The sequence below is a fragment of the Microbacterium sp. P2_F9 genome, assembly GCF_056403635.1.
In genome coordinates, this window is sequence record NZ_JBFUFC010000104.1 from 1 (window position 1) to 12,629 (window position 12,629).

General features: G+C 70.1%; 13 protein-coding genes. 6 read left to right on the top strand and 7 right to left on the bottom strand.

Annotated elements, in window-relative coordinates; all coding sequences use genetic code 11:
- The 6 genes from AC1DVT_RS11965 to AC1DVT_RS11990 all read left to right on the top strand — a co-directional run.
- On the top strand, nt 1–582 hold a 582-nt coding region (locus AC1DVT_RS11965), incomplete at its 5' end, for an HNH endonuclease signature motif containing protein (RefSeq protein WP_477389171.1).
- A 101-nt stretch (nt 583–683) separates the two neighbouring features.
- Nucleotides 684–1,730 (top strand): iron-siderophore ABC transporter substrate-binding protein, encoded by a 1,047-nt coding sequence (locus AC1DVT_RS11970; protein WP_477389173.1) that lies wholly within the window; start codon nt 684–686, stop codon nt 1,728–1,730.
- Complete coding sequence (locus AC1DVT_RS11975) at nt 1,727–2,797, top strand: FecCD family ABC transporter permease (RefSeq protein ID WP_477389175.1); 1,071 nt, start codon at nt 1,727–1,729, stop codon at nt 2,795–2,797. The genes AC1DVT_RS11970 and AC1DVT_RS11975 overlap by 4 nt, the downstream gene beginning before the upstream one ends.
- Nucleotides 2,798–2,823: 26 nt before the next feature.
- Nucleotides 2,824–3,831: a FecCD family ABC transporter permease gene (locus tag AC1DVT_RS11980; RefSeq protein WP_477389189.1), complete on the top strand. Its 1,008-nt coding sequence runs from the start codon at nt 2,824–2,826 to the stop codon at nt 3,829–3,831.
- Nucleotides 3,828–4,688 carry an ABC transporter ATP-binding protein gene (locus AC1DVT_RS11985; RefSeq protein ID WP_477389177.1) on the top strand — a complete coding sequence of 287 codons (861 nt, stop codon included), beginning with the start codon at nt 3,828–3,830 and terminating at the stop codon, nt 4,686–4,688. The genes AC1DVT_RS11980 and AC1DVT_RS11985 overlap by 4 nt, the downstream gene beginning before the upstream one ends.
- Nucleotides 4,672–5,577, top strand: coding sequence for a siderophore-interacting protein (locus AC1DVT_RS11990; RefSeq protein WP_477389179.1), 906 nt, complete (start codon nt 4,672–4,674; stop codon nt 5,575–5,577). The genes AC1DVT_RS11985 and AC1DVT_RS11990 overlap by 17 nt, the downstream gene beginning before the upstream one ends.
- 10 nt (nt 5,578–5,587) lie before the next feature.
- Here the strand turns inward: AC1DVT_RS11990 and AC1DVT_RS11995 are convergent, their stop codons facing one another.
- From AC1DVT_RS11995 to sufB, 7 genes are all read right to left on the bottom strand, one after another.
- A complete protein-coding gene (locus tag AC1DVT_RS11995; RefSeq protein WP_477389181.1) occupies nt 5,588–6,976 on the bottom strand; it encodes an MFS transporter in 1,389 nt (462 codons plus the stop codon).
- Nucleotides 6,973–8,133 (bottom strand): MalY/PatB family protein, encoded by a 1,161-nt coding sequence (locus tag AC1DVT_RS12000; RefSeq protein WP_477389183.1) that lies wholly within the window; start codon nt 8,131–8,133, stop codon nt 6,973–6,975. The genes AC1DVT_RS11995 and AC1DVT_RS12000 overlap by 4 nt, the downstream gene beginning before the upstream one ends.
- 88 nt (nt 8,134–8,221) lie before the next feature.
- On the bottom strand, nt 8,222–8,551 hold the full coding sequence (locus AC1DVT_RS12005) for a metal-sulfur cluster assembly factor (protein WP_141882678.1): 330 nt from the start codon (nt 8,549–8,551) through the stop codon (nt 8,222–8,224).
- Nucleotides 8,552–8,561: 10 nt separating this feature from the next.
- Entirely contained in the window at nt 8,562–9,368 is an 807-nt protein-coding gene (sufC, locus tag AC1DVT_RS12010) for a Fe-S cluster assembly ATPase SufC (RefSeq protein WP_457098320.1), read from the bottom strand.
- Nucleotides 9,369–9,695, bottom strand: coding sequence for a non-heme iron oxygenase ferredoxin subunit (locus AC1DVT_RS12015; RefSeq protein ID WP_457098319.1), 327 nt, complete (start codon nt 9,693–9,695; stop codon nt 9,369–9,371).
- A complete protein-coding gene (sufD, locus tag AC1DVT_RS12020; protein ID WP_477389185.1) occupies nt 9,692–10,882 on the bottom strand; it encodes a Fe-S cluster assembly protein SufD in 1,191 nt (396 codons plus the stop codon). Before sufD ends, AC1DVT_RS12015 begins: the two co-directional genes overlap by 4 nt.
- Nucleotides 10,883–12,301, bottom strand: coding sequence for a Fe-S cluster assembly protein SufB (gene sufB / locus AC1DVT_RS12025; protein ID WP_477389187.1), 1,419 nt, complete (start codon nt 12,299–12,301; stop codon nt 10,883–10,885).
- Nucleotides 12,302–12,629: the final 328 nt, after the last annotated feature.

Sequence of the window (12,629 nt, forward strand, 5' to 3'; positions counted from 1 at the left end):
GCGCAGCAGCAGCACGACGCGCTCGCGAGCGCCCTGTCGGTCGCGGCCTCCAGTGGGCTGCTGCCCACGATCGGCGGCGCCGCCCCCACCCTGATCGTGTCCGTCCGCGAAGAAGACGCCCAGCGCGGGGAGGGGTACGCGCACGCGCAGGGCTGCGACCTGCCGCTCGGAATGAGGGCGGCGCTGCATGTCGGCTGCGCCGGCACCATCCAGCGGATCACGTCCCGSGACGACGGCCGCATCGTCCGGATCGGCATCGAAGARCGSGTSTTCAACCGGCACCARCGCCGCGCSATCGCSYTSCGCGACGGCGGCTGCATCATCCCCGGCTGCGGCATCCCCGCCGGMTGGTGTGAAATCCACCACGTTCTCGAGCACGTCAACGGCGGACCCACGCACACCGACAACGGSGTGCTGCTCTGCTGGTTCCACCACAGATTCATCGACTGGCACGGMTGGAAGATCCGGATGAACCACGGCGTCCCCGAAGTACGCGCCCCCGGCTGGTGCGACGCCACCCTCCGATGGCGGCCCGTCACCACCTCCAAGACCCGACTCCAGGACGCAGTCCTCCGACACTGAACCCGGTGCGCTCGGGGTCGAGTTCCTTGATTCAGTCGATTTCCCCTCGCGCCGACCTGGTCACTAAGGTAATCCTTACCTAACCACCAGGAGGAACTCTCGTGCCCCGCACCCGCACCGCCCTCACGCTCACTGCCACCACCGCTGGAATCACCGCGGCCGCACTCCTGCTCGCCGGCTGCGCTACCGGCGCCACCGCTCCTGCGGGCGACTCCGCAGCCGCTGCCGATGGATTCCCGGTCACGATCGAGCACGCGTATGGCGAGACGACGATCAGGGCGAAGCCCGAGCGCATCGCGACGGTGGCCTGGGCGAACCACGAGGTCCCGCTGGCCCTGGGCGTCGTCCCAGTCGGCATGAGCAAGGCCACCTGGGGCGACGATGACGGCGACGGGGTGCTCCCCTGGGTCGAGGACGCCCTGGACGAACTCGGTGCGGACACCCCGGTGCTCTTCGACGAGACCGACGGCATCGACTTCGAAGCCGTCGCCGACACCGACCCCGACGTCATTCTGGCCGCCTATTCCGGACTCACGCAGGAGGACTACGACACGCTCTCCAAGATCGCGCCGGTCGTCGCCTACCCCGAGGTGGCGTGGGGCACCTCGTACGAGGACATGATCCGCCTGGACTCGGCCGCGATCGGGCTCGCCGCCGAGGGAGACCAGCTCATCGAGGACCTGCACGCCGAGGTCGAGACGGCGCTGGCCGCCCACCCCGACCTCGCCACGTCGCACGTGCTGTTCTCCTTCCTCGACCCGGCCGACTTCAGCGAGGTGGGCTTCTACACGAGCCACGACACGCGTCCCGGATTCCTCACGAGCCTCGGGCTGCCGCTGCCGGCCGTGGTCGAGGAGGAGTCAGCCGGAACCGAGGCCTTCTACCTCGCGATCAGCGCCGAAGAGGCCGACCGCTTCGACGACGTCGATGTGTTCGTCACCTACGGCGATGCCGATGGAGCGATCGTCGACCAGCTGCAGGCCGACCCCCTGCTCTCGAAGATCCCGGCGATCGCCCAGGGACACGTGGCGATCCTCGAGAACGGCACCCCGCTCGCGGCCTCCGCGAACCCGTCGCCCCTCTCGATCGGGTGGGGCATCGACGAGTACTTCGCACTGCTCGCCGGCGCCCTCGGCGAGCAGGATTGACTCTCACCCTGACTCGCACGACGGCCAGCCCACCGGCCAGTTCGTCGTCGCCGAGCGCCGCCGCCATGCGGCGCTCGGCGGTGGTGCGGCTGGCCTGGCTGGCCGGCGCCCTGCTCGTGCTGCTCCTCCTGTGCGGCGCCTCGGTCGCCCTCGGCGTGCGGGTCGTCAGCCTTGACGAGGTCGTCTCCGCACTCAGCGGCGACATGAGCGGGATCGCCCAGGCGGCCGTCGTCGCCCGGATTCCGCGCACGGTCCTGGCTGTCCTCGTCGGAGCCGCGCTGGCCATCGCCGGCACCTCGATGCAGGCGGTCACCCGCAACCCGCTCGCCGACCCCGGGATCCTCGGTGTGTCCGGCGGCGCGGCGCTGGCGGTCGTGATCGGCATCGCGTTCTTCGCGCTCGCTGACCCTTACGCGATCATGGCTCTGGCCATCGGGGGCGCAGCGGTGGCAGCGGTCTTCGTCTACATCGTCGGCTCCCTCGGCCGTGGCGGTGCCACCCCCCTGAAACTCGCCCTCGCGGGGGCGGCGACCACGGCGGCGTTCACGTCGCTGGTGAGCGCGATCCTGCTCCCCCGCGTCGACGTCATGGAGACGTTCCGGTTCTGGCAGATCGGCGGAGTCGGTGGCGCGACCTGGGATCGCATCGGCACTGTGCTGCCGGTCCTCGCTGTCGGCGCGCTCGCCTCCGTGGTCACGGCGCGCGGCATGAACTCCCTCGCCCTCGGCGACGATCTCGCGGCGGGCCTCGGCGAGCACGTCGCCCGCACCCGGCTGATCGCCTCCGCAGGAGCGATCATCCTCTGCGGCGCGGCGACGGCGGTCGCCGGCCCGATCGCGTTCGTCGGACTCGTGATCCCGCACCTGTGCCGGCTCCTGGTCGGCACCGACCACCGCTGGCTGATCCCGTTCGCGGCCGTGACCGGCGCGGCGCTGCTGGTCGCATCCGACGTCGTGGGCCGCGTCGTGGCTCGCCCCGAGGAGATCGAGGTGGGCATCATCACCGCTCTGATCGGCGCACCCTTCTTCATCTGGATCGTCCGCCATCAGAAGGTGCGCGAGCTGTGACCGCCATCCTGGACGCCACGGCGATCATGACCGGCCGTCGCCGCCGGCTGCGGCGCCGCGCGCGCACCCTGTGGGTCCTCGCCGCGGTGATCGCGGTCCTCGTCGCGGTGACGCTCATGGTCGGCAAAACGTTCTACGGCCCCGTCGAGGTGCTCCAGGTGATCCTCGGCCAGCAGGTTCCGGGCGCCTCCTTCTCGGTCGGCGAGCTGCGGCTCCCCCGCGCGATTCTCGGGCTGTGCGCCGGCTTCGCCTTCGGCATCGCCGGGGTCACCTTCCAGACCATGCTGCGCAACCCGCTCGCCTCTCCCGACATCATCGGGATCAGCTCGGGCGCCAGCGCCGCGGCGGTCTTCGGCATCGTCGTGCTCTCACTGGATGCGGCATCCGTTTCGGTCCTAGCCCTCGCCGGCGCCCTCGTGACCACCGCGGCGATCGCCCTGCTCTCGCACCGCGGCGGCTTCGTCGGCGCCCGGCTGATCCTGATCGGCATCGGTGTCGCGGCGATGCTCGACAGCGTGGTGACCTATGTGCTCTCCAAGGCGGCGGCGTGGGATCTGCAGAGCGCGCTGCAGTGGCTCGCCGGCAGCCTCAACGGGGCCACGTGGGAGGTCGTGCTTCCGCTCGCGGCCGCGTGCGCCGTGTTCGTGCCGCTGCTGCTCTCGCGGGGGCGAGCGCTCGACATGCTGCGGCTCGGCGACGATGCGGCCGCGGCCCTCGGCGTGCGCCTCGGACGCACTCGCCTGCTGCTCGTCATCGCGGCGGTCGCCCTGCTCGCGTTCGCCACGGCGGCGACCGGTCCGATCGCCTTCGTCGCGTTCATGGCCGGGCCGATCGCCGCCCGCGTGATCGGCCCCGGCGGCTCGCTGCTGCTGCCGGCGGGCCTGATCGGCGCGGTGCTCGTCCTCGCCGCAGACCTCGTCGGGCAGTTCGCCTTCGACCACCGGTACCCCGTCGGCGTCATCACCGGAGTGCTCGGCGCGCCCTTCCTCGTCTATCTCCTCATCAGGACCAACCGCTCCGGAGGCTCGCTGTGACCGCACCGCACACCCTGTCCGCAGAGGCGCTGACGCTCGCGTACGGCGATCGCACGATCGTCGAGGGGATGCAGCTGGAGATCCCCGCCGGGCGCATCACCGCGATCATCGGAGCGAACGGATGCGGCAAGTCGACGCTGCTGCGCGCGCTCGCCCGTCTGATCGCGCCGCGCGCGGGTCAGGTGGTGCTCGACGGCACCGCGCTGCACCGCCGTCCCGCGAAGGAGATCGCCCGCACGCTCGGACTGCTGCCGCAGAGTCCCGTCGCGCCGGAGGGCATCACGGTCGCCGATCTGGTCGGACGGGGTCGGCATCCGCACCAGAAGCTCCTGGCCCGCTGGAGTGCGCGCGACTACGAGGTCGTCGCGCAGTCGCTCGCGGCGACCGGGACGAGCGACCTCGCCGAGCGCTGCGTCGACGAACTGTCCGGCGGCCAGCGCCAGCGCGTGTGGATCGCGATGGCGCTCGCGCAGGAGACCGACATCCTGCTCCTGGACGAGCCGACGACGTTCCTCGACGTTGCCCATCAGGTCGAGGTGCTCGACCTGCTCACCGACCTCAACCGCGACCGCGGCACCACGATCGTGATGGTGCTGCACGACATGAACCTCGCGGCGCGCTACGCCGACCATGTGTTCGCGCTGCGAGACGGGCGACTGGTGGCCGATGGGCCGCCGCACGAGGTCATGACCAGCGCGCTCATCCGCGACGTCTTCGACCTCGACGCGCTCGTGGTCACCGACCCGGTCTCCGGCGCCCCCATCGTCCTCCCCCGCGGCCGGCACCACAGAGCACCGGACCCGGCCCGCTCTCCCGAACTCACCCTGACAGGATCCGACGATGCCCGCACCCGCTAGCACCCGCTTCTTCCACGCGCGTGTGACCGCGATCACCGAGCTCACGCCCAGCTTCCGCCGTTTCACCTTCGGCGGTGTCGAGCTCGCCGAGTACGGCGACCCGGGCTTCGATCAGCGCATCAAGATCGTCTTCCCCACCCCGTCGATCGGTCTGGACGCCATGCCCGGCGGAGACGACTGGTACACCAAATGGCGGGAGCTCGACGAGAGCGCCCGACCCCCGTTCCGCACCTATACGACCCGGCGCGTCCGCAACCACGCCTGCGAGGTCGACGTCGACATGGTGGCGCACGACGTGCTGGGACCGGCCTCAGCCTGGATCGCCGGCGCCGCGGTCGGCGATGAGGTTCTGCTCCTCGCCCCCACGACCGCGCACGAGGGGGTCAGCTACRGCATCGACTTCGTGCCGCCCGCCCAGACCGATGCGCTTCTCCTCGCCGGGGATGAGACCGCCGCGCCCGCCATCGCGGTCATCCTCGAGCAGCTCCCCGCCGAAGCGCGCGGCACGGTCGTCCTCGAGGTTCCGCACGAGGACGACGCCTCGTACCTTCCACGGCACCCCGGGTTCGAGTACCGCGTCAACGCTCGGGGCGACGGCCCGCGCCACCGCCACCTCGTCGCGCACGTCACGGAGGCCGCCGCACGGCTGGCACCGGCCGGGCGAGGCTCGGAGGTCACCGAAATCGACATCGACACCGACATCCTGTGGGAGGTGCCGCGCACCGCGAAGGGCGGCGCCGCACTGAAGAGCGCCCCGGTCTACTCGTGGCTGGCCGGCGAGGCCGGCGCGATCACGTCGCTGCGCCGGCACCTCGTCGCCGAACGGGGAGTCGATCGACGGGCGATCGCGTTCATGGGCTACTGGCGGCTCGGCCGAGCGGAGAACTGACCGGGCGCGGTCATGCCTCCGGTCGCGCCGCCTCGTGCGCGCGACTCTCGTGCGCATGGCCGAGCCGCAGCCCGGGCACCAGGGCGACGAGCGCCAGCACGGTGGCGATGAGGAACACGGCCGGGAACCCGGCATCCGTCCCGACCAGCGCGGTGAACACGAGTCCCATCACCGCGATCGACGTCGCGGCGCCGATCGAATCCGCGATCGACAGCGCCGACGAGTTGAAGCCCTGGTCCTGCGGGGTGGAGTAGGCGAGGGTGAGCACCGTCAGGCGCGGGTACATGAGGCCCATCCCGCCGCCGGCGAGCGCCCACCCCGAGATCACCACTGCCGCGGGGAGGTGCAGCGCGGCCGTTCCCGCGGCGATGACCATGGCGGCGGTCAGAAGCCCCGTGCCGATGAGGGTGATCCTGGTGTTTCCGAGACGGTCGCCGAAACGGCCCTGGACGTCCGCCGCCGCCGCCCACGCGAGCGCGGCCGCGGTCAGCCCGAGGCCCGCCCACGTCGGCGAGAAGCCGTAGTCGTCGATCAGCAGGTACGGCACGTAGATCTCGGCACCGAAGAGGGCACCGGCGATCAGCCCGCGCATCAGGATCACGCTGGGGAGGCCCCGGACTGCGCGCAGAGTGCCGCGCGGCAGCAGCGGGCGGGATGCCACGCCGATGACGAGAGCGGATGCCGCGACCACGAGCCATGCCCACGCGCCGAGCGCGCCGGCCAGGCTGAGGGCGAGCGCTCCGGCGGCGACGGCGACCGCGCAGGCCAGGCGCGGACCGATCCGGGCGGTGGACGGCGTGTCGGTGTGCATGGGCGTCCCACGGAGCCGGAGCGCGACCACCGCGTACGCGACGGTCGTGAGCGCGGCGATGCCGAAGAACACCCAGCGCCAGTGCAGGTACTCCGTGACGACCCCGGCGAGGAAGGGACCGATCAGCGACGGCACGACCCACGCCGCGGAGAACGCGGCGAACACGCGTCCGTGCAGCGCGGGCGGGTAGACCCGGGCCACCACGACGTAGAGGGCGACCGTCTGGCCGCCAGTGCCGAGGCCCTGCACGAGCCGCCCGACGACCAGCACCTCCATGCTCGAGGCGGCGCCGGCGAGCACGAGTCCGGCCACGAACAGCGCGACGGCGGCGGTGAGCGGCAGCAGCGGTCCGGAGCGATCGCTCCACGCCCCCACCGCCACCATGCCGATGACGCTCGTCGCGAGCGGCCCGGCGAACGCGACAGCGTACAGCGCAGCGCCGTCCAGATCCGCGCTGACGATCGGCATCACCGTCGTCACCGCGAGGGACTGCATCCCGGCGAGGAAGATGATCGCGACCGCGCCGACCGTGACCCAGACGAACGGAGCACGCCAGACGCTGGGAGCGCGTTCGGCAGTGCCGGTCATGGCGCGACGAGCGCGCCGATGCGTTCCACGGCCTCGCGCAGCAGCTCGGGCGAGCAGCCGAAGTTGATCCGGACGTGGCCTTTGCCCTGGGGCCCGAAGAGCGGGCCGAGGTGCAGTGCCACCCGTGCGTCGCGCAGCACCTTCAGTGCGGGGTTCTGACCCCAGTCCAGTGCGGTGAGGTCGACCCACGCCAGGAATCCGGCATCCGGAATCCGGTACTGCGCGCCCGGCACGTGCTCGGCGAGCAGGTCGGCGAGCAGGCGACGGTTGCCGTCGAGGGTCACGAGCAGGCTGTCGAGCCACGCGTCGCTCTCCGGGGAGAATGCCGCGACCGCGGCCATCGCGCCGAACAGGCTGGTGCGCCACTCCACCTCGTCGGGCATCGATCGGACGATCTGCGCCGTCTCCTCGGCCGCCGTGATCATGAGTGCGCATTTGAGGCCCGCGAGGTTGAATGCTTTGCTCGCACTGGCGATGGCGTAGCCCACCTGCGCAGCTGTGGGCGAGGCATCCAGGAACGGAGTGAACACGACGCCGGTGTGGGCGAGCGGTGCGTGGATCTCGTCGCTGATCACCGCAGCGTCGAAGCCCGCCGCGAGGTCGGCGAGTGCGGCGAGGGTCTCGCGGCTGTGCACGGTGCCGGTGGGGTTGTGCGGGTTGCACAGCAGTACGGCCCGTGCGCCGCCGGCCAGCGCCGCCTCGATGCCGGGGAGGTCGAGTTCCCACCCCGCGCCCGTGTCGACGAGCGGAACGTCTTCGACGATCGCGCCGGCCTCCTCGACGCACGTGAAGAACGGCGGGTACACCGGCGTGGTGATCACGACGCGGTCGCCGGGCTTCGTGACGTGGCGGAGGATCTCGACGACGCCCATCATGACGTYGCACGTGGTGCGGATGCGCGCAGGGTCGACTGTCCAGCCGAAGCGCCGCTGGGCGAACTCGACGTAAGCGTGCGCGACGCCCGGGTCGGGGGGCGTGTAGCCGGTGTCGCCGAGTTCGACCGCGCGGGTGAGCGTGCGGCCGATGGCGGGCGCGAGCGGGAAGTCCGTCTCGGCGACGAACATCGGGATGACGTCCGCCGGGTACTTGCGCCACTTCGTGCTGGAACGCAGACGCAGCTGGTCGAGAGGGATTGCTTCGAGGGGGGTGACGCTCACCCTTCGAGCCTACCGACGCCCCCCGATCCGCGATGCCGCCGGGTGTCGTCCTGTGACGTCGCCTGCTGCGACAGCGAGGTAAGACGGATCAGATGGCGAAGCCGAGCGCGCGCATCATGTCGCGCCCGTCGTCGGTGATCCGCTCCGGACCCCACGGCGGCATCCACACCCAGTTGATGCGGAACCGCTCCACGACCTCGTCGAGCGCCTGTGCCGTCTGCTCCTCGAGCACGTCGGTGAGGGGGCACCCCGCCGATGTGAGGGTCATGTGGATCACCAGCGCGTCGTTCTCGTCATCCCAGGCGAGGTCGTAGATCAGGCCCAGATCGACGACATTGATCCCCAGTTCGGGGTCCATGACGTCCTTGAGCGCCTCGGTGACCTCGTCGAACTTCTCGGGTGTGAGCGTCGCGGTCATGGTGCCGATCCTACGCCTCGGTCGGGGCCGCGGCTTCGGAAGCGGCCTCTCCGGCGCCCTCGAGAACCGGCTCGAGATAGCGGTCGTAGCCCTCGTTCTCGAGACGCTCGGCGAGCTCCGGCCCACCCTCCTCGGCGATCCGCCCTGCAACCATCACGTGGACGAAGTCGGGGTGGATGTAGCGCAGGATGCGGGTGTAGTGGGTGATGAGCAGCACGCCGAGGTTCGTCTCGCCCTTGGCCCGGTTCACGCCCTCCGAAACGATCTTGAGCGCGTCGACGTCGAGGCCGGAGTCGGTCTCGTCGAGCACGGCGATCTTCGGCTTGAGCAGTTCGAGCTGCAGGATCTCGTGGCGCTTCTTCTCGCCGCCGGAGAAGCCCTCATTGACGTTGCGCTGCGCGAACTTGGGGTCCATCCGGAGGTGCTTCATGGCCTCCTTGACCTCCTTCGTCCACGTGCGGAGCGCGGGAGCCTCGCCGTCGACGGCGGTCTTGGCCGTGCGGAGGAAGTTCGTGACGGTGACGCCCGGGATCTCAACGGGGTACTGCATCGCGAGGAACAGACCGGCCCGCGCGCGCTCGTCGACGGTCATCGCCAGCACGTCTTCGCCGTCGAGCGTGATCGATCCGCTCGTGACGGTGTACTTGGGGTGCCCGGCGATCGTGTACGCGAGCGTGGACTTGCCGGAGCCGTTCGGCCCCATGATCGCGTGCGTCTGGCCGGTGCTGACCGTCAGCGTCACGCCGTTGAGGATGGGGGTCGTGCCCTCATCGGTCTCGACGGTGACGTGGAGGTCGCGGATCTCGAGGACAGGCATTCAGACTTCCTTCTTCAGTGCGGGGTCGATGAGCACGTCGTCGCCGTCGATCTGGACGACGTAGACCGGGACGGGCTCATACGCGGGGAGGTTCAGCGGCTTGCCGGTGACGAGCGAGAAGGCCGAGCCGTGGGCCCAGCACTCCAGCGCGTCGCCGTCGACGAAGCCTTCGGCGAGCGAGATGTCGCCGTGCGTGCAGGTGTCGCCGATGGCGTGGACTTCGCCGTTCGAGTCGAGGACGACGGCCATCGGCACGCCGTCCACCTCGAAGCGCACGGCGGCATCCTGTTCCAGGTCGCTGAGTGCGCAGACGCGGGTCGCGGTCATTCGGCGGCCTCCTCGGACAGCTCGTTCTCGATGGCTTCGGCCAGTTCCGCCTCGAGCGAGGGGATGCCGATCTTCTGGACGATCTCGCTGAGGAACCCGATCACCACGAGGCGCCGGGCTTCCTTCTCGGCGATCCCTCGGGCCTGCAGGTAGAACAGCTGCTCGTCGTCGAAGCGGCCCGTGGCGCTGGCGTGGCCGGCCCCGCGGATGTCGCCGGTCTCGATCTCGAGGTTCGGGATCGACTCCGCGCGCGCGCCGTCGGTCAGCACGAGGTTGCGGTTCGCCTCGTACGAGTCGGTGCCGACGGCATCCGGTCCGATGAGGACATCGCCGATCCAGACGCTCCGCGCGCCCGCGCCCTGCAGTGCGCCCTTGTAGAGGACGTCGCCCTTCGTGTCGGCACCCTTGTGGTGCAGATAGACCTGGCTCTCCAGGTGCTGGCCCGCGTCGGAGTAGCTGAGCCCGAAGAGCTCTGCATGCGATCCGGTGCCGGCGAGCTCGACGCTCGGGTTGACGCGTGCGAGGGAGCCGCCGAAGCTGACGACGATGTGGCGGAGGGTGGCGTCGCGATCAACGCGAGCCTGGTGGGATGCCGCGTGCACGGCCGTGTCCGACCAGCGCTGCACGGTGACGACTTCGAGCGTGGCGCCGTCGCGGACGAGGATCTCGACGTTCTGCGCGTAGTGCGCGTCGCCGGTGTGCCGAAGCAGGACCGTGCCGTGCGCATTCGCGGCGGCCTCGATCACGAGGTGCCCTCGGGTGAGGCCCCCGTTCCCGTGGATGTCGACGACGATCGGCTCGGCCAGTTCGGCTCCAGCCGGAATCTTCAGGTGGAGCGCTTCCGCGCTGTGCTTCCATGCGAGCGCAGCGGTGAGATCCTCGGGCTGGAAGACGTCGCCGCGCGGCGCCTCGCCGATGGCCAGCGCTCCCTGGACGACCCCGTCGGGAGCGGTCACCGTGACGGTGACGGCATCCGCATCGCCCGCCTCATCGGCGAACAGCGGCCGGATCCGGTCGATCGGGGTGTGCTTCCAGTTGACCTCGAAGCCCGCCGGAACGCCGAAGCCGGCGGGGTCGTAGGACCACGGCCGCTCGGAGCGGGTCTGAACCGGATGAACGGCCCAAGCCCCGTCGGTGTGCGCTGTGGAACCCGGCACCGTGACGGGTGCCTGTGTCGTGGTCGTCATCTAGCCGACCGATCCTTCCATGCCCATTTCGATGAGCTTGTTCAGCTCCAGGGCGTACTCCATGGGCAGTTCGCGTGCGATGGGCTCGATGAAGCCGCGGACGATCATCGCCATCGCCTCGTCCTCGGGCATGCCGCGGGACTGCAGGTAGAACAGCTGCTCGGCGCTGACCTTCGAGACGGTCGCCTCGTGTCCGAGCTGCACGTCGTCGACGCGGATGTCGATCGCGGGATACGTGTCCGATCGCGAGATCGTGTCGATGAGAAGGGCGTCGCAGCGCACGGTGTTGGCCGAGTGGTGCGCGTTCGCGTCGACCCGGACCTCTCCGCGGTAGCCGGCCCGGCCGCCGCCGCGCGCGATCGACTTCGAGACGATCGAGGACTGCGTGTAGGGCGCCATGTGGATCATCTTCGCGCCGGCATCCTGGTGCTGACCGGGACCGGCGAAGGCGACCGAGAGKGTCTCGCCCTTCGCGTGCTCGCCGACCAGATAGATGGACGGGTACTTCATCGTGACCTTGGAGCCGATGTTGCCGTCGATCCACTCCATCGTCGCGCCCTCGTGCGCGATCGCGCGCTTGGTGACGAGGTTGTAGACGTTGTTCGACCAGTTCTGAATCGTCGTGTAGCGCACGCGGGCGTTCTTCTTGACGATGATCTCGACGACCGCGGAGTGCAGCGAGTCGCTCTTGTAGATCGGGGCGGTGCAGCCTTCGATGTAGTGGATGTAGGAGCCTTCGTCGGCGATGATGAGGGTCCGCTCGAACTGGCCCATGTTCTCCGTGTTGATGCGGAAGTAGGCCTGCAGCGGGATCTCGACGTGGACGCCCGGCGGCACGTACACGAACGAGCCGCCCGACCAGACTGCCGTGTTCAGCGCGGCGAACTTGTTGTCGCCGGCCGGGATCACGGTGCCGAAGTACTCGTCGAAGAACTCGGGGTGGTCGCGCAGCGCCGTGTCGGTGTCCTTGAAGATGACGCCCTGGGCCTCGAGGTCCTCGCGGATCTGGTGGTAGACCACCTCGGACTCGTACTGCGCGGCGACGCCGGCGACGAGGCGCTGACGCTCAGCCTCGGGGATCCCCAGGCGCTCGTACGTGTTGCGGATCTCCTCGGGGAGGTCCTCCCACGTCTGCGCCTGCTTCTCGGTCGAGCGCACGAAGTACTTGATGTTGTCGAAGTCGATCTCGCTGAGGTCGGCGCCCCAGGTCGGCATCGGCTTGCGGCCGAACAGCTGCAGACCCTTGAGCCGGTTCTTGAGCATCCACTCCGGTTCGTCCTTGAGCGCGGAGATGTCGCGGACGACCTTCTCGCTCAGGCCTCGGCGGGCGCTGGCGCCGGCCGCATCGCCATCGTGCCAACCGAACTCGTATTGTCCGAGGCTCGCGAGCTCTGGGCGGTCGATCAGCACATCCGACATCGTCACACTCTCCTCTGGGCCCCGGCGGTGTCATCCGCTCCGGCATCCCGGATCTTCCGTGGGAGTTCGGGAAGGGGGATGCCGCTGATGGGCCCTCTCAATTGGCGCTGGTCCTCGCGCCTAAACTGTCAGTGATCCCAGGCGCCGTCGGCGCCGGTATCCAACCCCTCGATTCTACAGGTTCGACGCCGTCCGCGGCGCGGCGACCGCCGCACGCCCACGGTTCCCAGGAGGCGACACCCGATGTCCGCGCAATCCCCCGTCCAGACCCGCCCCGGCCCGCTCGGCCGATTCTGGGGATGGCTACCCGACCGGGTGGACCGTCGCG

Excerpts from the sequence above, each read along its gene's own strand:
- AC1DVT_RS11995 (WP_477389181.1), bottom strand. The coding sequence starts at position 6,976 with ATGACCGGCACTGCCGAACGCGCTCCCAGCGTCTGGCGTGCTCCGTTC.
- AC1DVT_RS12015 (WP_457098319.1), bottom strand. The coding sequence starts at position 9,695 with ATGACCGCGACCCGCGTCTGCGCACTCAGCGACCTGGAACAGGATGCC.
- sufC (WP_457098320.1), bottom strand. The coding sequence starts at position 9,368 with ATGCCTGTCCTCGAGATCCGCGACCTCCACGTCACCGTCGAGACCGAT.
- sufD (WP_477389185.1), bottom strand. The coding sequence starts at position 10,882 with ATGACGACCACGACACAGGCACCCGTCACGGTGCCGGGTTCCACAGCG.
- AC1DVT_RS12005 (WP_141882678.1), bottom strand. The coding sequence starts at position 8,551 with ATGACCGCGACGCTCACACCCGAGAAGTTCGACGAGGTCACCGAGGCG.
- AC1DVT_RS11980 (WP_477389189.1), top strand. The coding sequence starts at position 2,824 with ATGACCGGCCGTCGCCGCCGGCTGCGGCGCCGCGCGCGCACCCTGTGG.